Below are 26,528 nucleotides of genomic sequence, written 5' to 3' on the forward strand. Positions count from 1 at the left end.
GGAAATCTGATTACCAGGAATCATACATGCGTTCCCTTAACCGACTAAAATGGCTACAGGCTTTCGAAGCAACTGCGCGTCATGGCAGCTTTACCGGCGCGGCTCAGGAAATGGGAGTAACGCCAGCCGCCGTAGGTCAGCTTGTTCGTTCCCTGGAGGACTGGGTCGGCCACCCATTGCTGCACCGTACACGCAGTGGCAAAGAGCGCCTCACACTGGTTGATGAAGCCCGAGATGCACTACAGGACATCACGCAGGGGCTGGATAAACTGGAAACGGGACTGAACAAACTGCGCGGTCGCCGGGCCCGTTCAGTTGTGGTGATTACGGCGTCTCAGGTGCTGGTAATGAACTGGCTCATGGAGCGTTTAAATCGCTTCTCGGAAACCCATGAGCACATCGACCTGCGTCTGAACGTGACGGAGAAACTGATGGATGTCTCACACGGCGAGGCAGATATTGGTGTCCGTTGTGGCCTGGGAGACTGGCAAGGTGTTAACAAAACCTGGCTGATGGATGAAGAGGCGATCCTCGTGTGCAGCCCGCGCCTTGTGCCCCCCGAAAAAGTTGCCTGTCGCGACTGGCTTGCCACACAAAAACTCATTCATGACGACACGCCCCACCCCGGCGCGGACTTCCCCTCCTGGGATGATGTGCTGAAGGCTGTCAATGCGCCTGCGGCACAGGAAAGCGGCCTGCACATTAACTCAACCTCGGCGGTGATTTTATCGGCGCTGAGTGGCCGTGGCGTCGCGATTGTCCGTCATGCCCTGGTGAAACAGCTGATTGAGACCGGCCAGCTTGTCCAGCTGCATCCCGCCCATCGCTGGCCGCTAAAATGGTCGTATTACGTCGTCACTCCTCAACACGCCGTGATGCGCGGTGAGGTTAAAATCTTTCATGACTGGCTCGTGCAGGACGTGCTTTCCGGCGGGTGAAGAAAAACCTCACACATGCGCTAATTTTCGACGACTGCTTAGGTTGGAAAATCTACTTTTATTATCTTAAAAATTAAATAGTTAACACTCACTTCCTTCCTGTATAAGGATGCGCTAATCTCGCAATCTCGTTTATGATCAAAACGGCTCATGACCTGTAGAGTAACGTCATTCATGAGAAATAATTTAGGCTAACATTTGATGTGTTATTGCTAATCAAAGGGTAAGAAATGAAAAAAATAATCCCGGAATTTACCCCTGTTGACTTATCTCGTTGGGCCAGAAAGGAACATTTTGAGGTATTTCAGGGCTTTGCTCAGAGCACTATTAACCAGACGGTGCTGATAGACATTACTGCCCTGCTTAAAAATATCAAAGAAGCTGGCTGGAAATTATACCCTACGATGATTTTCCTCCTTTCTAAAATCGTAAACAGCCATACCGAATTCCGTATGGCGATGAAAAACAATGAGTTAGTTATCTGGAATGAAGTACATCCAAACTATACGATTTTCCATAAGGAAACGGAGACTTTTTCGTCTTTATGGAGCCACTACGATGGCAATATTCATCACTTCCAGAACGTTTATTCAGAAGACATGGCGCGCTATGGTGATAACCTTGCGTACTGGCCTAAGGAAGAGTCGCGGGAAAATATATTTTTCGTATCGGCGATCCCCTGGGTAACCTTTACCAGTTTTAATATCACCGTTGCTGATATGAAAAACTTTTTCGCCCCGATGTTTACGCTGGGAAAATACTACGAACAAAACGGAAAAATATTGTTGCCAGTCGCCCTTCAGATCCACCATTCCGTGTGCGATGGTTTCCATATGGCACGAATGTTCAATGAGTTGCAAGAGATGTGTGATGATTTGCCAGGTCAGTCAGTGGGAATTGATGGTTGATGTTGTATAGGTTAAAAAGGCTCCCTCAGGAGTCTTTCAAACTCTTTAACATAATGAAATAAAAGGATTTATTTTATGCCGCGCCCACATATTGACCGCATCGATACAAGAAGCCCTGCGATGCAGGGCTTCAATTTGACCGATTTCAGCGCTCAAAAACTTGATCAAAGACGTTCTCATTTTCTGAACAGCAAACGTTGGGAAATATTCTTTCCTACTGCGATTAGGTGACTTGCACCTGAAAAATTGATACATAAGTTTCAATTTGTTTTTTTACTGCACATCTAATAATTATTAAAGACCCAAATGTAAGGAACAATACAATGCGCAGACATATCATTGCACTCGCAGTTTTTTTTCTTGCGACTTTGTTTTTAAGTGCTTGTAAAAATACAGAAGAAAAAAAATCTTCAATTACTGCCATCACCAATAAATCTTCACCAAACTGTCTATACACGGGAAGTAATGGTGAAACAAAATACATCACTGACTGTAAACTTCAGGGCAAGTTAATTCTTACTAGTCCAACTGACAATTTGTCATATGTTCTTTACAGAAAAGATGACCCAAACTATCAGCACCCTGTGCTTTGCACCCTCCCAGCTCAGGCTGCTGAGGCTTTGACACAAATACGTAAGGGTAATATCGCAGTTCCGATCCCGAAAGGAACAATTACTACCGGTGGTGAAAAACAATACAATTCTAATATTATACTATTAAATAAAGATGATGAGATGTCTCCATCGCTCTATGTTTTATCATCAAACTTTGCACTCTGTATGAGTTACGGCTCTAACGCTATTAATGAGAACGATTTTGCTAAATTATTTTCAAAAATATTAGACAATGCTGTAAGCAATGCAAAAAACCAAACAACACCACAGAAGACTAAGTAACTCAATGCCTCATAAAGCCAATTATATATTTAACGTATTAAGCAAATAACCCTCCTGAATTAGGGGGGCTATTATATTATTCACATCCAATGGATTTGTTGCTGGCCTGACGTTGTTGGATGTGGCGGCGCAGGCACTACCCCACCCGGGAATACTATAAATCTCGAAAGATATTCGGTCGTGACAAACGTGCAACTGCAATTGATGTTTATGCACTGATGATAGCGCTCTTTGGTCATGTCAGAAAAATAGCGACTTGTACGAGCGTGGGCGGCGAAATGGCATTTTGGGCAGTGAAACATAGCGAGCACTTCTTTAAGTTTCCGATGCATTAATTTTAGCCATTAACACCTTATGTAACAAATACTCAAGTCACTTTTATCTAATTCCTCGCTTTCGTACTCCACATCCGAAACCTTAACCTCAAGCACTAAGCCTGTCGTGTAGCCGCTCCCGTTAAGACAGCTAATAATCCATGCCAGCTCGTTTATTACGCGCTTAAAGCTTCTCACCGCAACCGGCGTTTCGATAAGTAAATCTGACCGGCGCGACAGGTGAGCTAGTTCAGCTAGGTGGTTTGCATCCCGCCGGTTTGGACACGACAAAGCACCTCGTCGAGATCGATATCGTTCACAATGCCGGCGCGGATGAGGTTTCGGATCGCGCGTGCGATTTCTTGCAGAGAGTTTAAATTATTCATGGAGAAAGGATGCCGCCGGGCAAGGCCAGCGGCAATCCTTTGTAATTTTATGGTGCTTGGTACAACGAGAATACTTAAAACAAATCAGCTAGAATCTTCTCGGTTTAATCGTTAATAAATACAGAGAAACATTTTTCATTTGCAATTAATCGTTCGCCATCCCAAAAAGAGACGAGCATGTGGTGAAGTCCTTTGTAGGAGGTATCCTCCCAGTGCTTTGCAAAATAGCGTCCTTCTGAATACCTGGCATCTTCATATTCTTCATGATTTCCATTGTTTTCTGCTTCAGATGCTTCAATACCTGTATTGACGACTCTGAACCTGAACCGTGGATTCGAGTAGGCTACTTGCGAGTAAAAATAACCTTTAAAGGATATGCCCATTCCTTTTTTGATGACTCTTGAGCATGGATAATACTCATCATCTGAAACATCATCCTTGTTGGTTTTCAAACTCGCTCTAACATGTAATTCATCATTTTCTTCTGAAGTCGGGAGCAATTTACAGTAATATTCATTATTCAAAACAAACTGCTTATAATTTATCGGTTTCCCACTAGCATCTCGATAATTCGGAGTAATGTATTTCACATTAACAACCTCATCACCTTTTAATTTAGTTTTGATTGAGAGTTGATTATCATCGAAACCTAGAAGCTTTGCGAGACTATCCCCAATCATAATAGAATTCTTAGGAGCTTTTTGCTGAAGTTTAGCTGCAACATCAACAAAAAATGAAGTGGCAGTCACTTCTTGACTATCCATATACCCGTATTTGCCCCACACAACTTGCTCATCCGCTCCATAATCAATTCCAATCCTTATGCCTAGATTTTCATCCACACCTAGTTCATTCAGTTTAGGAATAACAACATCTTTAAACATTTGAATCAAAAAAGTTGCACAGTTTATTGCGTCAATGGCACTATCAGCAATCCGTCCATTCTGTTTGTAAATATCACTTCTAAAGAATGCCATGACAGCATCCCCCATGATTCTATGAACATGGCCATCAAATGAGTTTACGGTTTCAATAGCACATCTAATAATATCATTTTTTATTTTGAATACTGTTTCAGGTGAGAAGATTACTCCTAACTTTGTTGAACCGATAATATCCATAAAAAGCGTAACTGAATAACCATTCCTTAATTCACCCTCTTCCATGCCGTCAAAATCAGGATGACACCCAAAGCTTGACATCAGTTTCCCATGCTTGCCGAATTTATGTCGAACTATTTCTTTGACCCCATAACCTTGACTTTCCGTGCTGAGCTGCATACTTTCAAGGCCAGCAGTGCTTTTTACAAAATCATAAGACTTCCTAGAGCTTTCCACTCCCACCACAGAATCCATAGCAGAATCCATGAGCGATTCATTCTGCCACCTATACTTAGAATCGGAAATTGTTTTACCCAAACTTTTTTCTAAGTTTGAATATATATTTTTGATTGACATAAAATCCCTCTTAACAATTTGATAGAATCATCATATAAATAGAAAAACAAAGCACATACGCAGCAGCCTCAATAAAGGTAATAGCTGTGATCTGTTTTTCATATTTTGAGATCAACGCTTTAGAAAGATTATGATTTAAAGCTATAAGTTGATTAAGAAAATCAAAATCACTATCTGTCTTAAAATGTTTTTTATACTCTTCTAGATCTTCATAATTTTTTGCTATGTCTACAAATGAAAATGTGTTGCTTCTTACACTAGGGTTAATATAGGGGGTAATACCCCTTAACGAATACAAGACTGAAGCTATTAAAAGAAAAAGAATAATAACAAATAATGCAGACAAGAAAGTCTTATCTCCCTCGACCTTAACCAACTCGAGAACTTTTGTATAGTTAACCGACAATGCAACAATTAGAGCTGAAGCAAGGCTAAGCAAAATGGTTGATTTAGTATTTGCAGAATTTAAATAAGAATCAGTTCGAATGATAACCTTTATCATCAACTCAATTTTTTTAGTTAAACTTGCTTCACTTTCCTTACTAAATTTGTGCACTCCCCCCCCCACCATGAGATTATTCCGATATATGATTAATGATCGTATTTGAAGCGATGTCAATATCTTCATTCGTGATCCCCAAGAGCATACGTTTAGGATATCGAACCTCTTGGGCGTGGGGGGTAACCGATCTTTAAGTCCATAGTGGTGAACCCGCGCGATATGTTGCACTTTGCCGCTAAATTCAACCACGGCACTATTTTCACGGCCACGACCTTTCATTTATTGGCTAGTGCGCAACGTCTGAAACATAGCGCGCTTGATACGTCCCGATTTTGCCCTAAGCGGCTGACGCTTCCTCGCCTGATACGGCTTGCCATCGGGCGTATTTTGCTGTTTGATTCGCTGCTGTTGCGATCTGCGCAGTTCCTTCGCTATCTCATCGACGAGTTTTCGCCGCCCCGCCAGTGACAGGGCAGCAAGCAGCCCTGCGAGCTGGTCATCAAAGGGCTTAGAGTCACTCATCCCGCTTGCTCACCAATTCGCCGTTGATATAAAGCTCTTTTGGTCGGGTAACGGGCTCAAGCAATGGCGGCTCAGGGGCATAGCTCACATGCAGCGCGCCGTTTTCCTCTTTGATGATGGTGCGCTAGGTGAGCTGCAGGCTGATACTGATATCGACACTGTTCCCATCGTTTAAATCCATCTGGAAACGGTAGCCCTTTTTGCGTCCGTCATCGAGCGTGCAGATATCCGGCTGGTTTTCCCTGAGCCATGCGGCCACCGGCACGAAAATCAAATCAGGGTCGCCCACAAAATCACACACGATCACATTCAGGGTGTAAATTTTTTCGTGTGACAGCGAGGCCGCAAGCCGCGCGTCGATATTCCCCTCATCGGCAAAGATGCGCATCATTTCGGGATTGGTTTTAAGCTGCGGGACGGCGTCAGTTAACGCTTTTCGCAGGCTGAGCGCTTTCTTCATCGAGTTTATCCTGACAGTCTTTGACGGTTTCAACCTGCAGCGCACAGGCGGTGAGCGCGTGCTCAAGCCTGCGGATGTCTGCACTCAGGTCGCCATTAGTGACCGGTTCGCTTTCCGGCATCGGGCTATAGCTCACCTTCGGGCAGGCGCTGTAAACAATGACCGGCGGAGGCGCAACCGGCGCGGGTGTGCAGCCTGCGCACAACATCAGGCAACTCAGCGCTATACCAGCGACGTAACGTTTCATTCTCATTTAACAGCCTCGTTATGGTCTCTTCACGCCGCACGGCCATCGCACCGGCGGCAATCAGTTCCCCGCGTAAACTGACCTGCGCGGTTTCATTTCACCTGGCAATTCCCTGCGACACTGAAAGCTGACTTTTCAGCATTCCTATCGTCGTCTTTTGCTCGGTGGCGACCTTGACCGACACGGCGCAAAGCAGCACCGATGTCGAGTTGCTGCGCTCTGCGATGCGTGACTCGAAAGGACTCGGGAATTTTAAAAACCTGTTTTTCTATGCCCCGAACGGGAAACCGGATGGCATCAAGATCGTGCCACTGAGTGAAGTCGCCACGAAGGATGATTTTTTCAATATCAAAAAGATGAGTGCCGCCGACCTGCTCGATGCGCACCGCGTACCCTTTCAACTGATGGGAGGTAAGCCTGAGAATATCGGCTCAATGGGAGATATCGAGAAGGTGGCGCGGGTGTTTGTTCGTAACGAGCTCACGCCGCTGCAGGAGCGTTTCAAAGAGATTAACGACTGGTTGGGGATGGAAGTAATAAAATTTGAAAAATATAATTTAAATTAAAAGTAACCCAAGGTGACACATTAAATGAATCACCTTGATTTCAATTATTTTTTCCCCGGCGGCAACCATATTGTCGGGGATTGATTACTAAAATCAAACTTACCACGCAATGGGACAACAGGCTTACTCTCGATTCTATAGCTTTGATTTTCAGTTAGTAAAACCTTCCAGTTTTTGGATGTAAATCTTATTTTTTGTAGTTTCTCAAGGTAAAATGACACACACGGCTCACTCCAATACCCACCTAATTTTAATGATTCCTCTATCGATTTAAAAAGCTCTTCTTTCCAAGGGGAGTTCGAAATAAGCGCTTCTCTTAAGTGGTTCAACTCGCAAAGAACAAAACTAGGGTGATTATTTTTTTTAAAGCATTCAGTTGCTATTTCATAGAACTGCCTACCTTTTGTCAAATCGCCGGTTTTGTAATAAAGCAACCCTAAGTTAGCATAGGCGTGCGGATAAGTTTCATCATCATCATTTTTAATAACACTCTCTACAGTATCGATGGCTTGCGAATATGACTCAGCAGAAACACCATTGTGCTCAAGATGCTCCAGGGAAATCTTGGAGAAAATTAGATTAAGCTTAAGCGTTTCGTCAGAAGGGTTTATTTGCAAACCTTTTTCCGAAATATCTCTGCACTGCTTATAGTCATCAAGTAAAGAAGCAACATATGAAGCATGGATGGCTGGCTTAGGGTTAAAAGGCTCTTCATCAAGCCACTGCTTAGCATATGAAAGCGCCAAGGGCATGTTTCTGTTATAATATGCCTCTTGATATTTTGCTTCAAATGCTTTGTGGTGCTTAATTAAGTCTTCATGGTGTACAAGGTTTTTTATATTTCCCTTTCTCTCAGCCCATTTCGCTTGCGCAAAAACATTTCCATTGGGATGTACCAATGAATTACTAAAAAGCAATTTAGCCTTTTTAAGTGCTCCACTTTTCAATTCCAGTGTACCAATTGAGCTTTGAAGTTCAGAAATATGATATGGGAGATATCCTATCTGCAACACTTTTTTCGCACTTAACCAGAATTTCGAATTTCTACCATAGGAATTCGAAATTGCCAATTCCGAGGCCAGTAACCATGGGTCATGATTAATATTAGGATGCCTAAGCAAAATTGAATGAGAGCGCTCATAGTCTTCAAGGTGAAAAAAGAAACGAGAGGAAACTCTCGTAACCCAGCGGTTATCGTTAGATAAGCCTAGACCTATAATCATAGCTCTTTCAGCTTGCTTAGATTGACCGATCGACATATACAATCGAGACAAATCCACCCATGAAAGGCAATCAGATGGATTTTTTCTGAGCCAGTTCTTCTTATCCTTTATTTGCGTTTTTATATTGTCATCCAAAATAGTAGTCTTGTTTTCATCATCAAGAACTTTCTCACAGAATGATGTTAACGTTGTCGGCAATACCTTACCGCTTTCAATAATGAATTTAGCCGCCTGCTTTGCAATTTCTAATGAGTTTTCAGTAAATGCTACGCTAAACAACTCTAATGCCAAATCGAAACTTGGATGCTCATTGAAAAGATCATATAAAGAATTTAAGCTCGAAAATTCTGGTGTTATAACCTTTTTTTTATTTAGTGCTTTAAGCTCAGCGGAATAGATGGCCTCTTCTGAAGTGTACCAAGCAGGAGCAAGCACTCGATTATCATCCGATTTTAGTATACTCATTTTCGCTCCTATATAACCTTGCTTTTGACATGCACCTGTTTGATCAAATAATCAAACTCACTCACTAGACGATCCAATCCTAAAATGGGATTTTTCATTCCAATCGATTGAACCATTCCACGCTTTTTATAATCAGGGTGGCTACATTTTATAACAACGTTTTTAAGTCTTTCAGCTAACCACTGTGGTTCTAAGGCGTCAAAATGAATAATTGATTCATTAAAAGCATGTTCTATATGATGAAGGGACTGCAAATAAGAATCGCCTCCACCTCCCCATTGAGCAGGGGCAACTTCTAAGGGAAGATTTTTCTTCAACAATCCATTGAGTGTGACACCAAGAAAAAGGAAAGTCACTATTGACCCTAATTGATATAAATCACAACGCTCTCGCCTATCAATCCATTCAGGTGGTACATACCCATAAAGCTGTTCTGGAGGTGCATATCCGCGGTCACCTGCGATATCAATAGAATCATGCCAGTGAGGTTGTCCTTGTAAGCTAGCACGCCCAAGGTCTCCAATTTTTGCACCTAACTCGGAAAAGATCATTACATTAGATGGTTTTAAATCCTGGTGAGAGATTTTGGCACTATGAAGTTGATTAAGTCCTACGACTACGTCCTTTAAGTATTCTAATTTAGCTGTGAGTGTTATTTCCTTAGTAACTTCGACATACTTCCTGATATCACCGCTGTCTGCCAGTTCCATAATTAAATATGGAACGACATTTAGGTAGTTACCACCAATTACCTTTTGCCCTTTATCTAAAACTTTAACTATTTTTTTAAATCGCTTAGAGATACATATTTCATTTAGTTTGTTTTCGAATTGATAATTAGCTGTCAAACCAGCTAACTCAGCCATGACATCTTTATCTTCATCGACGGACTTTAATAATGTTTCATGAAAATCAAATGCTTTTAAGAAAGCTTTCTTCGATTTATCTAAACTTTCTACCTGATAGGAAACAGAGAAATGACCTCCAGTACCATTACCCCCAGCCTGCGTACCAACTAAAATACGTTCACCAACCAACCAGCGATCATTTAATATTTCGCCCGTTAACTGTTTTGCAGGACTTAATGGTTGCGAAGACTGTAGCATAGCACACTCCATTCAGGGGAATTTACAACACAATTGATTGTTAGCAAGAAGTCTCTTATCAAGAACATAAAATAATACAATGTGTGTATTTAGAAAAGAACTTAATTATAAATTTGCAAAGTGCCGCGCAATGCTATCCCCGCCTCGCCTGCGCGCTTAAGGGGTCGCTTTTAATGCAGGTGCATCAGGAGTCCCGAACCGCGCCAGCACTGGCGCTGGCTGGCAAAACTGGAAATTATAAAAGAATGCAAACTCATGCACCTGATGCGTGCAGGACTAAAACAGGGATAAATTCGGGTCAAATTCCTGACTTTGCGCCTCAATTCTGTTATGTGAATTCAGGTACACCACACCATCATGCAGAGACAGCGGTCGCTCGTATTAAATGATAAAAACGCCATCATATGTGCGACCTAACCAGTACCCCCCGCTATATTCTTTCGGGCGCTGGAAGAAAACCCACCCGGCCGGCTGGTAACTTTCTAACACCTCATCACGGTAAACCATCTGAAATTTAAGCTCTTTGCCGCCCATAGTCTCTCCACAACAAAAATACTGTATTCACATACAGTATTTTTTTAGCAGATGTTCAGCAGAAACGCTAACGCCTCGCCTGGTGAGTTGTTCAACACCACCGCCAGTGAAAGCGAGTTTCACCGCCGGTGGCGTTCTTACGGTCGCCGTGGTGGTGGCTGGATCACATCTGATTTCGTGTTGCTGATGTCGATGTATTTACGGTGATTATCCCGGACGACACCGGCACACCCGACCAGCTCGTCAGGGGTCAGATTTTCATTAATCATAATTTGCTGCAGGCGATGCACGACAGCCATCAGCTTAATGTTTTTAACAGTATGCACCGGCGGCACTGGCATCATTCGCGGTCATACGAAATTGGGCAGACAATGGTCTATGCGCACTTCGCTCCTCAGTACCTGCAGGATGCGATTTCGCTTAACCCGTTGAAGCGTGCTAACGGTGGTCAGAGTGTCCACAATGTGTCCACACCCTGGCCGTTTTGACTGCTAGTAGTAAAACTTGAAGCCTTGCCTGGCGCGGCTTTCCAGTTACGCCAGACATTAAAAAGGCTCCCTCAGGAGCCTCATCTCAGTGCAGCGACGCAAGTCGCGCAGCAAATCCTACAAACAGCAGCCCTATCAGGCCATTACCCAGCTTCGCCAGTTTCTTCTTGGTTTTCAGGTAGCGAGTGACAAACGCACCAGAGAAAATCAGGAAACTCATGTAGGTAAAGCTAATCAGCTCAAGCGTGGTGGCAAGGATCAGGAAAGAGGTTCCGGTGTTTTCTGCACGCACATCAATGAACTGCACAAAGAACGACACATAAAACAGAATCGCTTTCGGGTTCGTCAGGCTTAACACCAGGGAGCGCTTCATGATCATACTTGCTGGTTCAGCACCGGTATCATGCCCGTTGTTCTTGCGGGTAATAACCGACCACAACATTTTGCCGCCGAGCCACAGCAAATAGAATGCGCCTAAATAACGCACAATATTAAATAAGACAGGTGTGGTCTGAATTAACGCAGCGACCCCTGCCCATGCCAGAAACATCAGTACGGCATCACCAATAAAGACACCTGTCGCGGCCAGATATCCTTTTTTGACGCCATGGCCAATGCCAGTTTTCAGCACAAACAGTGTGTTTGGCCCCGGAACCAGGACGATAAAAAATGCGCCTACCACATAGGTCCAGAAATTAAGCACACCAAACTCCGCAAACACAGCTCCCTCCTTTTGCTATAAAACAAAGGGAATAGCGCTGCAACGGCGCTATTCCCGACAGTGAATTGACTTATTGTACGCCGTTAAAGCCATCAAGATAAGTCGCAGCTAATTCGTTACCAAACAACACGGCATCTTTCTGGTCCATATCTGAAGACCATTGGTCATTCGCATTGCCCGAGAAAGATTGTTTTGTCACGGCACTTTTCTTTAGCTGATCGCGAATACTTTGCGCATAGGCATTGGCCTCGGCTTGGGTGTGTCCCGCCGAGCGGTCAGCTTTACCACTGGCGTACATCTCGCGAAACTGCGGTACGTTCAGACGATAATTCTCGGGCACGCTGGAGGCAAAATTCCCACCCGTGAAACTCGATTTATGTGAGACGAAATAATACGCATGTCGTTCCGGAGCTGTTTTGGTACTGGCACACCCGCTCAACGCAACAATGCTCAAAATAGCAGCAACAACTTTTCCGTTCATCCCTTGTTCCTTAGTAAAACCACTGTGACACCCAGGCAAATATAAAATCTGCCAATGAGGAAAATGACGACAGTCCTAAATTTTCTCTGAGCGCATCCAGCGCAAAAAGCACAATAAATACCCAGAGGTATGGATTCATCTTTTATTTCATAATGTTAAACAGGGGGCAGTATATCGCGGAATCACGTCGGGGGAGACTGCGAAAAATAATAGCCTTAGATAAACATCGGGCACCTTAACGGTGCCCTCGTGGTTTTCAGAGTTCCTGGAATGCAAACAGTAACGCGTTACGGTGTTTGCTTAACCCACATTTTCTGATGGCGTGTATACGCATATTGCGGCGGGATTGTGCTTCCAGCCAACGAGCCTTACGACGACTCACCTGTCGCAACATGCGCCAGCGCCCTACTTCTGTTCTACTGCGCTTCATGTCTACAACTCTTTCTCTAACACTTTTTCTCTAAAAGAAAGGCCATTATAAACCCAACCCTGCGGCAAACCAGCGCTTTTATCTGCCGTTTTTATTTGCCAGATGAACCCGGATGCGTACACTCATAACAATACGCTTTCAAAAGGATTTTTTATTTATGACAACCTTCTACACCGTGGTGAGTTGGCTGGTCATTCTGGGATACTGGCTGGTCATCGCGGGGGTGACGTTACGCATCCTGATGAAGCGCAGAGCCGTACCCTCTGCCATGGCCTGGCTTTTGATTATCTATATCCTGCCTCTGGTCGGGATTATTGCTTATCTGTCCTTCGGTGAACTCCATCTTGGCAAGCGGCGGGCGGAACGTGCACGCGCCATGTGGCCCTCTACGGCGAAATGGCTGAACGACCTTAAAGCCTGCAAACACATATTTGCTGAGGACAATAGCAGCGTTGCCTCTTCGCTGTTTAAGCTGTGCGAGCGCCGTCAGGGGATCGCCGGCGTAAAGGGCAACCAGCTCCAGCTATTGACCACTTCAGACGATGTGATGCAGGCGCTTATCCGCGATATCCAGCTGGCTCGCCATAATATCGAGATGGTGTTCTACATCTGGCAGCCAGGCGGCATGGCGGACCAGGTTGCCGAATCACTGATGGCGGCCGCCCGTCGCGGCATTCACTGCAGGCTGATGCTGGACTCCGCAGGCAGCGTGGCGTTTTTCCGCAGTCCGTGGGCCGCGATGATGCGCAACGCAGGCATCGAAGTGGTCGAGGCGCTGAAGGTAAATCTCCTGCGTGTGTTCCTGCGCCGCATGGATCTGCGCCAGCACCGTAAAATGGTCTTGATTGATAACTATATTGCCTACACCGGCAGTATGAACATGGTTGATCCCCGCTTCTTCAAGCAGGATTCCGGTGTTGGACAGTGGGTTGACCTGATGGCGCGCATGGAAGGCCCGATCGCCACCTCCATGGGGGTTGTCTACTCTTGTGACTGGGAAATCGAAACCGGGAAACGAATTCTTCCGCCGCCGCCAGACGTCAACATCATGCCGTTTGAAGAGGCCAGCGGGCACACCATCCATACCATCGCCTCAGGCCCGGGTTTCCCGGAAGATCTTATTCACCAGGCTCTGCTCACTGCGGCCTATTCCGCCCGTGAGTACCTGATAATGACCACGCCTTACTTCGTTCCGAGCGATGACCTTCTGCACGCCATATGTACCGCAGCGCAGCGGGGGGTGGATGTCAGCATCATCATGCCGCGTAAAAACGATTCGGTTCTGGTGGGCTGGGCCAGCCGCGCCTTCTTTACTGAACTGCTGGCCGCAGGGGTAAAAATCTATCAGTTTGAAGGCGGTCTTCTGCACACGAAAAGCGTGCTGGTCGACGGTGAATTAAGCCTGGTCGGCACCGTTAATCTGGATATGCGCAGCCTCTGGCTCAACTTTGAAATTACGCTGGTGATTGACGATGCCGGATTTGGCGGCGATCTGGCAGCGGTTCAGGATGATTATATTTCCCGTTCCCGCCTGCTGGATGCCCGACTGTGGGTGAAACGCCCGCTATGGCAGAGAATTGCTGAACGACTGTTTTACTTCTTTAGTCCGTTGCTGTAAAACGTGCCCAACGATGTTAAACAGGTAGTCATCATGGAAATGGATCTGAACAATCGCCTGACCGAAGACGAAACGCTCGAGCAGGCCTATGACATTTTTCTCGAACTGGCGGTTGATAACCTCGATCCCGCAGACGTGATCCTCTTTAATCTGCAATTTGAAGAGCGCGGCGGTGCCGAGTTATTCGACCCGGCAGAAGACTGGGCCGAGCACGTGGATTTCGACCTCAACCCGGACTTCTTCGCCGAAGTGGTGATTGGGCTTGCTGATGAAGATGGCGGTGAAATTAACGACATCTTCGCCCGTGTGCTGCTGTGTCGCGAGAAAGACCACAAGCTGTGCCATATTCTCTGGCGCGAATAATAAAAAAGGCTGCGATGGCAGCCTTTTTTATTTAATCCGGCAGTTCGTTACCACACCGGTTGCAATACCGGGCGCTGTTCTCATGGCCACGTTGCTGACAATTCGGGCACCGGCGTTCAAATTGCCGTTTCTGAAATGCAGAACTCATGTGGGTGGTAATCAGCCCGGTCGGAATAGCAATCACCGAATAACCAATCAGGATCAGCACCGATGCAACAATGCGCCCAAGCGGCGTATGGGGTGTAATATCGCCGTACCCCACCGTTGTAACGGTCACAATGGCCCAATAGACGGACGCATTCAGCGTGGTGAATCCATACTTCGGACCCTCGATTAAATACATCAGCGCGCCGAAAACAATCATCACGATGGCGATAAACGAATAGAAAAGTGCCAGCTGATGACGTGCGCTTAATATCGCCTGCCAGAATACCCGTAACGATGGCATAAAACGCAGGAGCTTGAGGATGCGCAGAACACGAATTGCACGCATGGCCCGCCAGACGAATACGTAGTTGAGGCTGATTTCCGGCCACAGCCACATCACATACAGCGGCAGGATCGTCGCAAGATCGATAAATCCCCAGAAGCTGAAGACATATTTTGCCGGGTTCGGCCAGCAGAATACCCGCAGCAAATACTCGCAGGTAAAGACCAGAGTCACAATTAGCTCCAGCCAGACAAACACGTGCCATTCGTCAAAGGTCAGGTGGTACTGCGTCCCGGCACCTGATTCGACAAAAATAATAATCACGCTTAGCAGCGCAAATAAACCGCAAAGCCCTTCGAATCGACGGCCTGAACGCGTTTTTAGATCGAACAAATAATGATAAAGCCGCTGACGGGCAGAAATAGATAATCGCGACACATTAACCTCGCAAAAAATAAGGGCTGACATCATGTCAGCCCTTGCGATTATAACGGGTCTACTTTAAGGCAGGAAACTGCATGTCGGAAACTGCCTTCCAGTACCGGTCGCGTTTGCGCGCATTCCGGCCCGGCCATCGGGCAGCGGGTGCGGAAAACACAGCCTGAAGGCGGGTTAATCGGTGATGGCAGTTCACCCTCAAGAAGCTGGATAGTTTTGTTCTTTTCCAGATCCGGGTCTGGAACCGGCACAGCCGACATCAGCGCTTTCGTATAAGGGTGCAACGGATTGTGGTACACCTCATCGTAAGTGCCTAGCTCAACCGCATGGCCCAGATACATCACCAGAACACGGTCAGAGATGTGTTTTACCACCGCCAGATCGTGCGCGATGAAGATCAGGGACAGCCCCATCTCGCGCTGCAATTTCTGCAACAGGTTAACCACCTGAGCCTGAATCGACACGTCCAGTGCGGAGACGGGTTCATCACAGATAATCAGCTTCGGCTCAAGGATCAGCGCACGCGCAATACCGATACGCTGACACTGACCGCCCGAGAACTCATGCGGATAGCGGTTGATGAGGTTAGGCAGCAGGCCCACTTTCATCATCATCGCTTTTACGCGGTCGCGAACTTCCTGACGCGGCATCTTTGGATGATAGGTACGCAGCGGCTCAGCAATGATTTCGCCAATGGTCATACGCGGGTTCAGTGATGCCAGCGGATCCTGGAAAATCATCTGAATATCGCTACGCACATCGCGCCACTCATCAGGCTTCATACCCAGCAGATCTTTCCCCAGCCAGGCGACTTTACCGCCAGTGGCTTTCACCAGGCCGATAATCGCACGGGCAAAGGTGGATTTACCGCAGCCAGACTCACCCACCACGCCCAGGGTTTCCCCTTCATACAGACGCAGCGTCACGCCGTCTACGGCCTTAAGGGTTTTAGGCGGTTGCCAGAACCACTGCTTGCCATCTTTGATGTCGAAATGCACTTTCAGATCGGCAATTTCGAGCAGCACATTTCTTTTTTCGTCTAAAGCGTTCATACCAGCTCCTCATGCGACTTAAAGCAGGCGCGCAGGCGGCCTGGTGCAAACTCTTCCAGTGGCGGAGCACTGTTACAGATTTCCATCGCATGTGGGCAGCGAGGCTGGAACGGGCAACCTTTTGGCAGACGCAGTAAGTTCGGCGGGTTACCCGGGATGGTCAGCAGCGATTCCCCTTCCGCGTCAAGACGCGGAACGGCATTCAGCAGGCCAATGGAGTAAGGATGCGCCGGGTTGTAGAACACATCACGGGATTTACCGTATTCCATCGTACGACCAGCATACATCACCAGCACTTTGTCACAGATACCGGCAACCACGCCAAGGTCGTGGGTAATCATGATAATGGCGGTATTGAACTCGCGCTTAAGCTCGTTCAGTAGCGTCATGATCTGCGCCTGTACGGTAACGTCCAGCGCGGTGGTAGGTTCGTCGGCAATCAGCAGTTTCGGACGGCAAAGCAGCGCCATTGCAATCATAACGCGCTGACGCATCCCGCCTGAGAACTCGTGCGGGAACATGCGCATACGCTTACGCGCTTCAGGCATTTTCACCGCATCCAGCATTTTCACAGACTCTTCAAAGGCTTCGGCTTTACCCATGCCTTTATGCAGCATCAGCACTTCCATCAGCTGCTCGCCCACACGCATGTACGGGTTCAGAGACGTCATCGGGTCCTGGAAGATCATTGAGATCTGTTCAGCACGCAGCTTGTTCAGCTCCTGCTCTGGCAGGTTCAGGATCTCTTTACCGTTGAAGGTTGCCGAGCCGCCAATACGGCCGTTTTGGGCCAGAAGCCCCATCAGTGCAAACGCCGTCTGCGATTTGCCCGAACCCGACTCACCAACGATCCCCAGGGTTTCACCTGCGCGCAGGTTGAAATTGAGGTCGTTTACCGCCGTCACATCACCATCTGGCGTTTTGAAGGTGACGCGGAGGTCTTTCACATCCAGCAGGATTTTGCCCTGCGCTTGCGCCGCCGGCGCAGATGCCGTTTCAATAATAGTCATCACGGCGCTCCTTAACGATCTTTCGGGTCGAGGGCGTCACGCAGGCCATCGCCGATAAAGTTGAAACAGAACAGGGTTACAACCAGGAATCCTGCCGGGTACAGCAGCAACCACGGTGAAACTTCCATGGAGTTAGCGCCATCACTCAGCAGCGCCCCCCAGCTACTCAGCGGCTCTTGCGTACCAAGGCCCAGGAAGCTCAGGAAGGATTCAAACAGGATCATGCTTGGCACCAGCAGAGAGGCATACACCACCACCACGCCCAGCACGTTAGGAACAATGTGGCGAACCACAATATTGCCGGTTGAAACACCGCCGACCTGTGCCGCTTCGATAAACTCTTTGCGTTTAAGGCTCAGCGTTTGACCACGCACGATACGCGCCATATCCAGCCAGGACACCATCCCGATTGCCACGAAGATAAGCAGGATGTTCTGACCGAAGAAGGTCACCAGCAGGATGACGAAGAACATGAACGGGAAGGAGTTTAAGATCTCCAGCAGGCGCATCATGACCGAGTCCACTTTGCCGCCCAGGTAGCCGGAAAGTGAGCCGTATAACGTCCCGAGGATCACCGCCACCAGCGCGGCGGCAATACCCACCATCAGCGAGATACGACCGCCGATAGCGACACGCACCAGCAGATCGCGGCCAGAGGAGTCGGTGCCAAAATAGTGCCCGGACGCCATATCAGGCGCGCTGGACATCATGCCCCAGTCGGTATCGAAGTAGGTGAACTGCGACAGCATTGGCGCAAAGGTCACGAACAACGCAATGATCACCAGAACAATCAGGCTGGCAACGGCTGCGCGGTTATGCATAAAGCGACGGCGGGCGTCTTGCCAGAGGCTACGTCCTTCCACTTCCAGTTTTTCACTGAAGTTTTCCAGCGCCTCGCTGTTTTTCTTACTCAACATCATGGCGTGCTCCAGTGTTAGTAACGGATTTTCGGGTCGATAACGGCATACAGCACATCGACAACTGCGTTAAAGAGAATGGTTAATGCGCCGACAAGGATAGTCAGGCTCAGTACCAGCGAATAGTCGCGGTTGAGCGCGCCATTAACAAACAGCTGACCAATTCCCGGCAGACCATAGATGGTCTCGATGACCATTGAACCGGTAATAATACCGACGAAGGCTGGTCCCATATAAGACAGCACCGGTAACAGCGCAGGTTTAAGCGCATGGCGCAGAATAATGCGGCGCATAGGTAACCCTTTGGCACGTGCAGTACGAATGAAGTTTGAGTGCAGAACTTCAATCATCGAGCCACGGGTAATACGTGCGATACTGGCGATGTACGCCAGAGATAATGCCACCATCGGCAAAATCATGAACTTGAGTGCCCCGCCGTTCCAGCCGCCCCCAGGCAACCATTTCAGCGTGATGGCAAATATCATCACCAGCAATGGCGCGACAACGAAACTGGGGATAACCACCCCGGTCATTGCGACCCCCATTACTGCATAATCCCATTTGGTATTTTGTTTAAGCGCGGCGATAACACCCGCTGCCACTCCGAGAACCACGGCCAGGAAAAATGCCGCAGCACCTAATTTAGCCGACACCGGGAAGCTCGAGGCCACCAGGTCGTTAACGGAATAGTCTTTATATTTGAATGACGGTCCAAAATCGCCATGCGCCAGCTGCTTCAGATAATTGAAGTACTGCGTGGAGATAGGATCGTTTAAATGGTATTTCGCTTCGATGTTCGCCATCACTTCTGGCGGCAGCGCGCGCTCGCTGGTAAATGGACTACCCGGAGCAAGACGCATCATGAAGAATGAAATAGTAATAAGAATAAAGAGCGTCGGAATCGCTTCAAGACAGCGACGTAGGATAAATTTCAACATTGCCCGTACCTTCTGGCGTGTGCCTTTTACACCTGAGCTTTCAGGAAAACTGAAAATTCGGGTGTATATAGTGCGATGAGTTAAGACACAGTGGGGCAAATGACTTTGCCCCACGGATTGCCATTAATGCTTAATGATGTACAGATCTTTAGTATAGATGTTGTCCATCGGGTCTTTACCGGTATAACCGCCAACCCAAGGTTTCACCAGGCGCGCGTTCACGTAGTAGTAAACCGGTACAATCGCAGAATCTTTGCCTAACTGCTGTTCTGCTTTGTCGTACAGGGCAGTACGTTGCGCTTCATCGGTCACTTTCAGCGTGTCTTTCATGATCGCATCAAACGCCGGGCTCTTATAATGCGCGGTGTTCATGGAGCTGTCAGAAAGCATGGTATTCAGGAAGGACGTTGGTTCGTTGTAGTCCGCACACCAGCCAGCACGCGCCACGTCGTAGTTACCCTGGTGACGGGTATCGAGGAAGGTTTTCCATTCCTGGTTCACCAGTTTCACATCCACACCCAGGTTTTTCTTCCAGATGGATGCCGCAGCGATTGCCAGTTTCTTGTGCAGATCGGAGGTGTTGTACAGCAGGTTAAACGTCAGCGGTTTGTCTGCGGTGTAGCCTGCTTCGGCCAGCAGTTTCTTCGCTTCTTCGTTACGTTTTTCCTGAGTCCAGGTGAACCACTCTGGTTTGGTCAGTTTTGCACCGTCCGCGTATGGCGGGGTGTAACCAAATGCCGGCAGATCGCCCTGTGCTTTTACTTTGTTTACGATGATATCGCGGTCCAGACCCAGTTTCAGCGCGGTACGAACGCGAGCATCGGTAAACGGTGCTTTCTGGTTGTTGATTTCATAATAATAAGTACACAGGTACGGGTCGACGTGAACTTCGGTCGGGATCTCTTTTTTCAGTTTCTGGAAGAGTTCGATCGGCAGGTTGTTATAGGTCATGTCGATCTCGCCGCTGCGGTAGCGGTTAACGTCTGTCACTTCAGACGAGATCGGCAGATAGGTAATCTGGTCTACGACGGTTTTCGCGTTATCCCAATAGTTGGTATTACGCTCCATCACGATACGTTCGTTAACAACCCAGTCTTTCAGTTTATAAGCACCGTTGGTCACGATGTTAGCAGGCTGAGTCCATTTCTCACCGAATTTCTCAATCGCGGTTTTGTTAACCGGAGACATTGCCGGGTTCACCAGCAGTTTGTAGAAATACGGAACAGGCTCACTCAGGGTCACTTCCAGAGTATGATCGTCAACGGCTTTCACGCCGAGTTCTGATGGGGCTTTTTTACCGTCGATGATTTCATCAACGTTCAGGATGTGACCGTACTGCGGATAGCTGGCGTATGGGGAAGCGGTTTTTGGATCAACCAGACGCTGCCAGCTATATACGAAATCTTGTGCGGTGACAGGTTCACCGTTGGACCATTTTGCGTCTTTACGCAGGTGGAATGTCCAGACTTTAAAGTCTTTGTTATCCCAGCTTTCAGCAACACCCGGAATTGGGTGACCGTCTTTCGTCGACGTAATCAGCAGACCTTCGAACAGGTCGCGGCTGATGTTTGCTTCAGGTACGCCTTCAATTTTGTTCGGATCGAGAGACTGCGGCTCAGCGCCGTTGTTACGAATCATGGTTTGCTTTTCTGCCAGCGTAACGCCAGCAGGGACATCGGCAGCCATTGCCATATTACCCGCGATTAGCGCAGTAAAGATTCCCGCGGCAATCAGACTTTTTTTAGTGATGATGGACATTGTGTTGATACTCCACTCATTATAATTACTGGCTTTGCCAGCTGTGTAATCCCCTGTTGGGGCCTGTACAGCGCAGGAGTTTTTTTTGCTACTGTCAGGTTCTTTTTTTACTTCTTGCTATCACCGACTTCTTTATTACTGACCGCTCGTATGGCCGTCTTGCGTCGATTCTTAACACGCCTCCCCTGTTATGAGACGTGCGTTGGATATCTGAGATGGACACTATATGAAAGTAATTCTCATCTACTTGTTTAGTGTGCAAAATATAAGGCCGGAAAGTACCAAATGGCGTAATCTCGCGCCAATACATTTTGCAAATTTGTTAAGCAATTCTCTTTTACGGTGATTACCGTTTCTTTGGGGGCAGCCCTGCCAGGCACTGAACATCAAGAAAAGCATATGACATTCAATGTGATAGAGGAATTTTCCTCTGCAAGCGCGTCGCTGCGCTATCATCGACTGGTTTTGTACGAAAATTTAACAACTGGTTATTATTTAGCACATTCCTCTAGGGGAACGTTGAAATTACTAATATCATTTCGGTTATCTCTCAGCAAGCCCCAGAGTATCATGTGAGTAAAATAACAGATCGTTTGGATGGTTTCTGCGCAGGCAGGTCAACAGGAAATAGCTAACCTGTTGAAATTTAATGAAAGATAATTATTAGTAGAATTTATTATGACGCATCGCCTTTTCAATTTTATTTATATGATTTGCTGATAATCACGTAAAAAAAAACGGAGCCACTGGCTCCGTTCTTTCATATGAAGACTTCAGTGCAATAGTCCGGGGAAAATGCTCTTTATCCCGGTCACGATAAATTCAATCCCTAGCGCCATCAGCAGCAGACCCATGATACGGGTAATGACGTTAATGCCGGTTTGCCCGAGCAGGCGAACGAGCCAGGGCGCCATGCGGAACACACCCCAACAGCACAACGCAAAAATCGCAATGGCGACGGAGAAACCAATAAGGTGCATCAGGTTGTGGTAACGCGTTCCCCATACAATAGTGGAGCTGATTGCCCCCGGGCCTGCCATCAGCGGCAACGCCAGTGGCACGACACCAATACTTTCACGGACAGACGTTTCTGACTTCTCTTGTTTGTTTTGTTTATCTTCACCTAATTTGCCGCTAATCATCGACATGGCAATGGTGACAACCAGGATCCCACCCGCAATACGGAATGAATCGATAGAAATGCCGAATATCTGCAAAATGCCGTCACCCAGGTACAGTGACGTCAGCAGGATGATGGCAACAGACATGTTGGCCGTCAGGTTGGTTTTGTTCCTGGCCGCTGCCGTCTGGTAGCTGGTCATACTAATGAAGACAGGAATAATCCCCACCGGGTTGACCAGGGCGAACAAACCAATAAAAAACTTAAAATATGTAGGAAAATCAAAGAGCGTTTGAATCACGTTTAGCTCCGCCTATGAGCATGGCCAGGGACTGACAGTGTGTCATGATAAATCCGCGCTGAAGATACGCTTTTTATTAGCACACTTCACCAGAAATCTATGTCAAAACGCTATCATTTCATGATGTTAAACATTTGTGTTCTCAATGATAGCGCCACTTCCAATAGTTACTTAATTATTTAACACTGGAAAAATCTCAAAGAAATAACCCTGCTGAAAGGTATCAGCTTGGGGTAAAATTGACGTAGATCATGATTTTCGTACTCAGAAGTGAGTAATCTTGATTACGCCCCCAGGGAGATCACCTATCAAAAAGGGATGATGCTAAGGTAAGGCTCTTTTAGTAAATTAGTGTGTTAGAGCAGCAAGTAACCCTTTGTTTTACTATGTGTTACGCAAGTATTAATGGCTCTGACTATACTGTCTCTCGTATCGAGCGCTGGTTTACTAATAGAGTTTAAACATTATCAGGAGAGCATTATGGCTGTTACTAACATCGCTGAACTGAACGCACTCGTCGAGCGCGTCAAAAAAGCCCAGCGTGAATATGCCAATTTCACCCAAGAACAGGTTGATAAAATCTTCCGCGCGGCCGCTCTGGCTGCTGCAGATGCTCGAATCCCTCTCGCTAAAATGGCCGTTGCTGAATCTGGCATGGGTATCATCGAAGATAAAGTGATCAAAAACCACTTTGCTTCTGAGTATATCTACAACGCCTATAAAGATGAGAAAACCTGTGGCGTTCTGTCTGAAGACGACACCTTCGGTACTATCACTATCGCTGAACCTATCGGCATTATTTGCGGTATCGTTCCAACCACCAACCCAACTTCTACCGCAATCTTCAAATCGCTGATCAGCCTGAAGACCCGTAACGCAATCATCTTCTCCCCGCACCCACGTGCTAAAGATGCGACCAACAAAGCTGCTGATATCGTATTGCAGGCGGCTATCGCTGCGGGCGCACCAAAAGACCTGATCGGCTGGATTGACCAACCTTCTGTTGAACTGTCTAACGCACTGATGCATCACCCTGACATTAACCTGATCCTGGCGACCGGTGGTCCTGGTATGGTTAAAGCAGCGTACAGCTCCGGTAAACCGGCCATCGGCGTAGGCGCAGGTAACACCCCTGTGGTTATCGACGAAACTGCGGATATCAAACGTGCTGTTGCTTCTGTGCTGATGTCTAAAACCTTCGATAACGGCGTAATCTGTGCGTCTGAGCAGTCCGTAGTTGTTGTTGATTCTGTATACGATGCGGTTCGTGAACGTTTCGCAAGCCACGGCGGCTACATGCTGCAAGGCAAAGAGCTGAAAGCCGTTCAGGACATCATCCTGAAAAATGGCGCGCTGAACGCCGCTATCGTTGGCCAGCCAGCGTATAAAATCGCTGAACTCGCAGGTTTCACCGTTCCGGCTAGCACTAAGATCCTGATCGGTGAAGTGAAAGTTGTTGATGAGAGCGAACCATTTGCTCACGAAAAACTGTCACCTACGCTTGCAATGTACCGCGCGAAAGATTTCGAAGACGCAGTAGAAAAAGCCGAGAAACTGGTTGCCATGGGTGGTATCGGCCACACCTCATGTCTGTATACCGACCAGGATAACCAGCCAGAACGTGTTGCTCACTTCGGTCAGATGATGAAAACAGCACGTATCCTGATTAACACCCCTGCTTCTCAGGGTGGTATCGGTGACCTGTACAACTTTAAACTCGCACCGTCCCTGACTCTGGGTTGTGGTTCCTGGGGTGGTAACTCCATCTCTGAAAACGTTGGTCCAAAACACCTGATCAACAAGAAAACCGTTGCTAAGCGAGCTGAAAACATGTTGTGGCACAAACTTCCGAAATCTATCTACTTCCGCCGTGGCTCCCTGCCAATCGCGCTGGATGAAGTGATTACTGATGGCCACAAACGTGCGCTCATCGTGACTGACCGTTTCCTGTTCAACAACGGCTATGCAGACCAGATCACCTCTGTTCTGAAAGCGTCTGGCGTCGAAACTGAAGTCTTCTTCGAAGTTGAAGCTGACCCAACACTGAGCGTAGTTCGCAAAGGTGCTGAACTGGCGAACTCCTTCAAACCAGATGTGATCATCGCACTGGGTGGCGGTTCCCCAATGGACGCCGCGAAAATCATGTGGGTCATGTACGAGCATCCAGAAACTCACTTCGAAGAACTGGCCCTGCGCTTTATGGACATCCGTAAACGTATCTACAAGTTCCCGAAAATGGGCGTAAAAGCGAAAATGATCGCCGTTACTACCACTTCCGGTACCGGTTCTGAAGTAACGCCGTTTGCGGTTGTTACCGACGATGCAACAGGTCAGAAATACCCACTGGCTGACTACGCGCTGACTCCAGATATGGCAATTGTTGACGCCAACCTGGTAATGGATATGCCGAAGTCACTGTGTGCGTTCGGTGGTCTGGATGCAGTGACTCACGCCCTGGAAGCTTACGTTTCTGTACTGGCATCTGAGTTCTCTGACGGTCAGGCTCTGCAAGCGCTGAAACTGCTGAAAGAAAACCTGCCTGCGTCCTACAACGAAGGGTCTAAAAACCCTGTAGCACGTGAGCGTGTACACAGTGCAGCAACTATCGCGGGTATCGCGTTTGCTAACGCCTTCCTGGGTGTTTGTCACTCAATGGCGCACAAACTGGGTTCTCAGTTCCACATTCCTCACGGTCTGGCAAACGCCCTGTTGATCAGCAACGTTATCCGTTATAACGCGAACGACAACCCAACCAAACAGACTGCATTCAGCCAGTACGACCGTCCGCAAGCACGTCGTCGTTACGCTGAAATCGCAGACCATCTGGGTCTGAGCGCTGCGGGCGACCGCACTGCTGCGAAGATTGAGAAACTGCTGGCATGGCTGGAAAGCATCAAAGCTGAACTGGGTATTCCTAAATCTATCCGCGAAGCTGGCGTTCAGGAAGCTGACTTCCTCGCTCACGTAGATAAACTGTCTGAAGATGCCTTCGATGACCAGTGTACTGGTGCTAACCCGCGCTACCCACTGATCTCCGAGCTGAAACAGATCCTGCTGGATACCTACTACGGCCGTGAGTTCAAAGAAGGTGAAGTTGCAGCAGCTAAAGTTGAAGCGGCTCCTGCGGCAAAAGCTGACAAAAAAGCGAAGAAAAGCGCTTAATTGACAGCCTGATAAAAAACCCGCCATTGGCGGGTTTTTTTATGTCTGCCTGTCAGGCAATTAAAGGAACAAACCTTATCTTATTTCCGGTTATCGCTCTGAATGGCTGTCAGCGAGCCCACGACCAACGCTTCTTTATAGTGTTTACGGCAGACCGAAACATAGCGTTCATTCCCCCCTATCACCACCTGCTCACCATCAGCGTAGGGTCTTCCGGATTGATCAAGACGCAGTACCATGCTGGCTTTGCGGCCGCAGAAACAGATTGTTTTTAATTCGACGAGTTTGTCTGACCACGCGAGTAAATATTGGCTGCCGGCAAATAGCTCTCCACGGAAATCTGTTCGCAGACCATAACAAAGCACCGGGATATCCAGCTCATCAACGACCTCTGAAAGGGCATGCACCTGCTGGCGCGTCAGGAACTGGCTCTCGTCCACCAGCACGCAATGAACGGGCCGTGAAGCATGTTCTGCACGGATATCCGCTAACAGGTCAGTCTCGGGGTTATACAGCTTCGCAGGAGACGAAAGACCTATTCTTGAACTCACTTTCCCTGCGCCAAAGCGATCGTCAATTTCGGCTGTGTAAACCACCGTATGCATCCCCCTTTCCTGGTAATTGTAGGAGGACTGGAGTAACGCTGTCGATTTCCCTGCATTCATTGCCGAATAGTAGAAATATAGTTGTGCCATTGGCCGTAAAACCCTAATCAATGTGTAATATTCCCGATGGTTCATTGTACCATATTTTGTCTCTCCATCAGCGACACGCAGC

At 47.5% G+C, this 26,528-nt stretch carries 25 protein-coding genes and 6 pseudogenes; 8 read left to right on the plus strand and 23 right to left on the minus strand.

What is annotated here, in order from left to right:
- Positions 1-26 precede the first annotated feature (26 nt).
- The 3 genes from N1249_RS12385 (at position 27) to N1249_RS12395 (ending at position 2,742) form a co-directional block, all read left to right on the plus strand.
- On the plus strand, positions 27-938 hold the full coding sequence (locus N1249_RS12385) for a LysR substrate-binding domain-containing protein (RefSeq protein WP_259829646.1): 912 nt from the start codon (positions 27-29) through the stop codon (positions 936-938).
- A 230-nt stretch (positions 939-1,168) separates the two neighbouring features.
- Positions 1,169-1,846, plus strand: a complete 678-nt coding sequence (catA, locus tag N1249_RS12390; RefSeq protein WP_259829649.1) for a type A chloramphenicol O-acetyltransferase — start codon at positions 1,169-1,171, stop codon at positions 1,844-1,846.
- Between the two features lie 323 nt (positions 1,847-2,169).
- The gene (locus N1249_RS12395; RefSeq protein WP_259829650.1) at positions 2,170-2,742 is read left to right on the plus strand and encodes a hypothetical protein; all 573 of its coding nucleotides are present in this window, start codon (positions 2,170-2,172) and stop codon (positions 2,740-2,742) included.
- A gap of 80 nt (positions 2,743-2,822) precedes the next feature.
- Here N1249_RS12395 and N1249_RS12400 read toward each other — a convergent pair whose 3' ends face one another.
- From N1249_RS12400 to lysC, 8 genes and pseudogenes are all read right to left on the minus strand, one after another.
- Positions 2,823-3,044 carry a DNA-binding transcriptional regulator gene (locus tag N1249_RS12400; RefSeq protein ID WP_259838108.1) on the minus strand — a complete coding sequence of 74 codons (222 nt, stop codon included), beginning with the start codon at positions 3,042-3,044 and terminating at the stop codon, positions 2,823-2,825.
- Positions 3,045-3,086: 42 nt separating this feature from the next.
- Positions 3,087-3,287, minus strand: a pseudogene (locus tag N1249_RS12405) (hypothetical protein); the annotation flags it as partial.
- Positions 3,288-3,313: 26 nt separating this feature from the next.
- Positions 3,314-3,478: pseudogene (locus N1249_RS12410) on the minus strand (phage baseplate assembly protein V); the annotation flags it as partial.
- 68 nt (positions 3,479-3,546) lie between these two features.
- The gene (locus tag N1249_RS12415) at positions 3,547-4,899 is read right to left on the minus strand and encodes an adenylate/guanylate cyclase domain-containing protein (RefSeq protein ID WP_259829652.1); all 1,353 of its coding nucleotides are present in this window, start codon (positions 4,897-4,899) and stop codon (positions 3,547-3,549) included.
- Positions 4,900-4,909: 10 nt separating this feature from the next.
- Positions 4,910-5,455 (minus strand): hypothetical protein, encoded by a 546-nt coding sequence (locus N1249_RS12420; RefSeq protein ID WP_259829653.1) that lies wholly within the window; start codon positions 5,453-5,455, stop codon positions 4,910-4,912.
- Between the two features lie 19 nt (positions 5,456-5,474).
- Positions 5,475-5,923, minus strand: a pseudogene (locus tag N1249_RS12425) (phage virion morphogenesis protein).
- Positions 5,916-6,383, minus strand: a pseudogene (locus tag N1249_RS12430) (phage tail protein). Before N1249_RS12430 ends, N1249_RS12425 begins: the two co-directional pseudogenes overlap by 8 nt.
- Entirely contained in the window at positions 6,346-6,636 is a 291-nt protein-coding gene (lysC, locus tag N1249_RS12435; RefSeq protein WP_259829665.1) for an Rz1-like lysis system protein LysC, read from the minus strand. Before lysC ends, N1249_RS12430 begins: the two are co-directional and overlap by 38 nt.
- Before the next feature lie 167 nt (positions 6,637-6,803).
- On the opposite strand from lysC, the pseudogene N1249_RS12440 reads away from it, so the two are divergent.
- Positions 6,804-7,196, plus strand: a pseudogene (locus N1249_RS12440) (Presumed portal vertex protein); the annotation flags it as partial.
- Between the two features lie 44 nt (positions 7,197-7,240).
- Here N1249_RS12440 and N1249_RS12445 read toward each other — a convergent pair.
- The 3 genes from N1249_RS12445 to N1249_RS12455 form a co-directional block, all read right to left on the minus strand.
- Entirely contained in the window at positions 7,241-8,884 is a 1,644-nt protein-coding gene (locus N1249_RS12445) for a lipopolysaccharide assembly protein LapB (RefSeq protein WP_259829666.1), read from the minus strand.
- Between the two features lie 8 nt (positions 8,885-8,892).
- Positions 8,893-9,990, minus strand: a complete 1,098-nt coding sequence (locus tag N1249_RS12450) for a protein kinase domain-containing protein (RefSeq protein WP_259829668.1) — start codon at positions 9,988-9,990, stop codon at positions 8,893-8,895.
- A 671-nt stretch (positions 9,991-10,661) separates the two neighbouring features.
- Complete coding sequence (locus N1249_RS12455) at positions 10,662-10,868, minus strand: hypothetical protein (RefSeq protein WP_259829670.1); 207 nt, start codon at positions 10,866-10,868, stop codon at positions 10,662-10,664.
- 15 nt (positions 10,869-10,883) lie between these two features.
- Here N1249_RS12455 and N1249_RS12460 point away from each other — a divergent pair.
- A pseudogene (locus tag N1249_RS12460) lies at positions 10,884-11,012 on the plus strand (integrase); the annotation flags it as partial.
- A gap of 85 nt (positions 11,013-11,097) precedes the next feature.
- Here N1249_RS12460 and leuE read toward each other — a convergent pair.
- From leuE to N1249_RS12475, 4 genes are all read right to left on the minus strand, one after another.
- Positions 11,098-11,733, minus strand: a complete 636-nt coding sequence (gene leuE, locus N1249_RS12465; protein WP_259829672.1) for a leucine efflux protein LeuE — start codon at positions 11,731-11,733, stop codon at positions 11,098-11,100.
- 70 nt (positions 11,734-11,803) lie between these two features.
- Positions 11,804-12,214, minus strand: a complete 411-nt coding sequence (locus tag N1249_RS12470) for an Exc2 family lipoprotein (RefSeq protein WP_259829674.1) — start codon at positions 12,212-12,214, stop codon at positions 11,804-11,806.
- Positions 12,215-12,224: 10 nt separating this feature from the next.
- A complete protein-coding gene (locus N1249_RS23270; protein ID WP_210434728.1) occupies positions 12,225-12,353 on the minus strand; it encodes a KPN_01571 family protein in 129 nt (42 codons plus the stop codon).
- A gap of 117 nt (positions 12,354-12,470) precedes the next feature.
- Complete coding sequence (locus N1249_RS12475; protein ID WP_014070532.1) at positions 12,471-12,644, minus strand: YciY family protein; 174 nt, start codon at positions 12,642-12,644, stop codon at positions 12,471-12,473.
- A 157-nt stretch (positions 12,645-12,801) separates the two neighbouring features.
- Between N1249_RS12475 and cls the strand changes: the two genes are divergently transcribed.
- Positions 12,802-14,262 carry a cardiolipin synthase gene (cls, locus tag N1249_RS12480; protein WP_259829676.1) on the plus strand — a complete coding sequence of 487 codons (1,461 nt, stop codon included), beginning with the start codon at positions 12,802-12,804 and terminating at the stop codon, positions 14,260-14,262.
- 33 nt (positions 14,263-14,295) lie between these two features.
- Entirely contained in the window at positions 14,296-14,625 is a 330-nt protein-coding gene (locus tag N1249_RS12485; protein ID WP_003856748.1) for an HI1450 family dsDNA-mimic protein, read from the plus strand.
- 31 nt (positions 14,626-14,656) lie between these two features.
- Here the strand turns inward: N1249_RS12485 and N1249_RS12490 are convergent, their stop codons facing one another.
- The 7 genes from N1249_RS12490 to N1249_RS12520 form a co-directional block, all read right to left on the minus strand.
- Positions 14,657-15,526 carry an ion transporter gene (locus N1249_RS12490; RefSeq protein ID WP_259829677.1) on the minus strand — a complete coding sequence of 290 codons (870 nt, stop codon included), beginning with the start codon at positions 15,524-15,526 and terminating at the stop codon, positions 14,657-14,659.
- Between the two features lie 14 nt (positions 15,527-15,540).
- Positions 15,541-16,545, minus strand: coding sequence for a murein tripeptide/oligopeptide ABC transporter ATP-binding protein OppF (gene oppF / locus N1249_RS12495; RefSeq protein WP_014070536.1), 1,005 nt, complete (start codon positions 16,543-16,545; stop codon positions 15,541-15,543).
- Positions 16,542-17,555, minus strand: a complete 1,014-nt coding sequence (locus tag N1249_RS12500) for an ABC transporter ATP-binding protein (protein ID WP_259829678.1) — start codon at positions 17,553-17,555, stop codon at positions 16,542-16,544. The genes oppF and N1249_RS12500 overlap by 4 nt, the downstream gene beginning before the upstream one ends.
- A gap of 11 nt (positions 17,556-17,566) precedes the next feature.
- On the minus strand, positions 17,567-18,475 hold the full coding sequence (gene oppC, locus N1249_RS12505; RefSeq protein ID WP_014070538.1) for an oligopeptide ABC transporter permease OppC: 909 nt from the start codon (positions 18,473-18,475) through the stop codon (positions 17,567-17,569).
- 14 nt (positions 18,476-18,489) lie between these two features.
- The gene (gene oppB / locus N1249_RS12510) at positions 18,490-19,410 is read right to left on the minus strand and encodes an oligopeptide ABC transporter permease OppB (protein WP_182061339.1); all 921 of its coding nucleotides are present in this window, start codon (positions 19,408-19,410) and stop codon (positions 18,490-18,492) included.
- A 123-nt stretch (positions 19,411-19,533) separates the two neighbouring features.
- Positions 19,534-21,168: an oligopeptide ABC transporter substrate-binding protein OppA gene (oppA, locus tag N1249_RS12515; protein ID WP_259829680.1), complete on the minus strand. Its 1,635-nt coding sequence runs from the start codon at positions 21,166-21,168 to the stop codon at positions 19,534-19,536.
- A 773-nt stretch (positions 21,169-21,941) separates the two neighbouring features.
- The gene (locus tag N1249_RS12520) at positions 21,942-22,589 is read right to left on the minus strand and encodes a YchE family NAAT transporter (protein WP_014070541.1); all 648 of its coding nucleotides are present in this window, start codon (positions 22,587-22,589) and stop codon (positions 21,942-21,944) included.
- A 480-nt stretch (positions 22,590-23,069) separates the two neighbouring features.
- Between N1249_RS12520 and adhE the strand changes: the two genes are divergently transcribed.
- Complete coding sequence (gene adhE, locus N1249_RS12525; protein WP_259829681.1) at positions 23,070-25,751, plus strand: bifunctional acetaldehyde-CoA/alcohol dehydrogenase; 2,682 nt, start codon at positions 23,070-23,072, stop codon at positions 25,749-25,751.
- Between the two features lie 80 nt (positions 25,752-25,831).
- Here the strand turns inward: adhE and tdk are convergent, their stop codons facing one another.
- Complete coding sequence (gene tdk / locus N1249_RS12530) at positions 25,832-26,446, minus strand: thymidine kinase (RefSeq protein ID WP_259829683.1); 615 nt, start codon at positions 26,444-26,446, stop codon at positions 25,832-25,834.
- Positions 26,447-26,528: the final 82 nt, after the last annotated feature.

Origin of the sequence: Enterobacter sp. CP102, assembly GCF_025152625.1 — a bacterium.
In the GTDB taxonomy this organism is placed as follows: domain Bacteria; phylum Pseudomonadota; class Gammaproteobacteria; order Enterobacterales; family Enterobacteriaceae; genus Enterobacter; species Enterobacter soli.

What these genes read in the sequence shown, in the direction of transcription:
- N1249_RS12385 (WP_259829646.1), top strand. Translation starts at nt 27, where the DNA reads ATGCGTTCCCTTAACCGACTAAAATGGCTACAGGCTTTCGAAGCAACT.
- catA (WP_259829649.1), top strand. Translation starts at nt 1,169, where the DNA reads ATGAAAAAAATAATCCCGGAATTTACCCCTGTTGACTTATCTCGTTGG.
- N1249_RS12395 (WP_259829650.1), top strand. Translation starts at nt 2,170, where the DNA reads ATGCGCAGACATATCATTGCACTCGCAGTTTTTTTTCTTGCGACTTTG.
- N1249_RS12400 (WP_259838108.1), bottom strand. Translation starts at nt 3,044, where the DNA reads ATGTTTCACTGCCCAAAATGCCATTTCGCCGCCCACGCTCGTACAAGT.
- N1249_RS12415 (WP_259829652.1), bottom strand. Translation starts at nt 4,899, where the DNA reads ATGTCAATCAAAAATATATATTCAAACTTAGAAAAAAGTTTGGGTAAA.
- lysC (WP_259829665.1), bottom strand. Translation starts at nt 6,636, where the DNA reads ATGAGAATGAAACGTTACGTCGCTGGTATAGCGCTGAGTTGCCTGATG.
- N1249_RS12445 (WP_259829666.1), bottom strand. Translation starts at nt 8,884, where the DNA reads ATGAGTATACTAAAATCGGATGATAATCGAGTGCTTGCTCCTGCTTGG.
- N1249_RS12450 (WP_259829668.1), bottom strand. Translation starts at nt 9,990, where the DNA reads ATGCTACAGTCTTCGCAACCATTAAGTCCTGCAAAACAGTTAACGGGC.
- N1249_RS12455 (WP_259829670.1), bottom strand. Translation starts at nt 10,868, where the DNA reads ATGATGCCAGTGCCGCCGGTGCATACTGTTAAAAACATTAAGCTGATG.
- N1249_RS12470 (WP_259829674.1), bottom strand. Translation starts at nt 12,214, where the DNA reads ATGAACGGAAAAGTTGTTGCTGCTATTTTGAGCATTGTTGCGTTGAGC.
- N1249_RS23270 (WP_210434728.1), bottom strand. Translation starts at nt 12,353, where the DNA reads ATGAATCCATACCTCTGGGTATTTATTGTGCTTTTTGCGCTGGATGCG.
- N1249_RS12475 (WP_014070532.1), bottom strand. Translation starts at nt 12,644, where the DNA reads ATGAAGCGCAGTAGAACAGAAGTAGGGCGCTGGCGCATGTTGCGACAG.
- cls (WP_259829676.1), top strand. Translation starts at nt 12,802, where the DNA reads ATGACAACCTTCTACACCGTGGTGAGTTGGCTGGTCATTCTGGGATAC.
- N1249_RS12485 (WP_003856748.1), top strand. Translation starts at nt 14,296, where the DNA reads ATGGAAATGGATCTGAACAATCGCCTGACCGAAGACGAAACGCTCGAG.
- N1249_RS12490 (WP_259829677.1), bottom strand. Translation starts at nt 15,526, where the DNA reads ATGATGTCAGCCCTTATTTTTTGCGAGGTTAATGTGTCGCGATTATCT.
- oppF (WP_014070536.1), bottom strand. Translation starts at nt 16,545, where the DNA reads ATGAACGCTTTAGACGAAAAAAGAAATGTGCTGCTCGAAATTGCCGAT.
- N1249_RS12500 (WP_259829678.1), bottom strand. Translation starts at nt 17,555, where the DNA reads ATGACTATTATTGAAACGGCATCTGCGCCGGCGGCGCAAGCGCAGGGC.
- oppC (WP_014070538.1), bottom strand. Translation starts at nt 18,475, where the DNA reads ATGATGTTGAGTAAGAAAAACAGCGAGGCGCTGGAAAACTTCAGTGAA.
- oppB (WP_182061339.1), bottom strand. Translation starts at nt 19,410, where the DNA reads ATGTTGAAATTTATCCTACGTCGCTGTCTTGAAGCGATTCCGACGCTC.
- oppA (WP_259829680.1), bottom strand. Translation starts at nt 21,168, where the DNA reads ATGTCCATCATCACTAAAAAAAGTCTGATTGCCGCGGGAATCTTTACT.
- adhE (WP_259829681.1), top strand. Translation starts at nt 23,070, where the DNA reads ATGGCTGTTACTAACATCGCTGAACTGAACGCACTCGTCGAGCGCGTC.
- tdk (WP_259829683.1), bottom strand. Translation starts at nt 26,446, where the DNA reads ATGGCACAACTATATTTCTACTATTCGGCAATGAATGCAGGGAAATCG.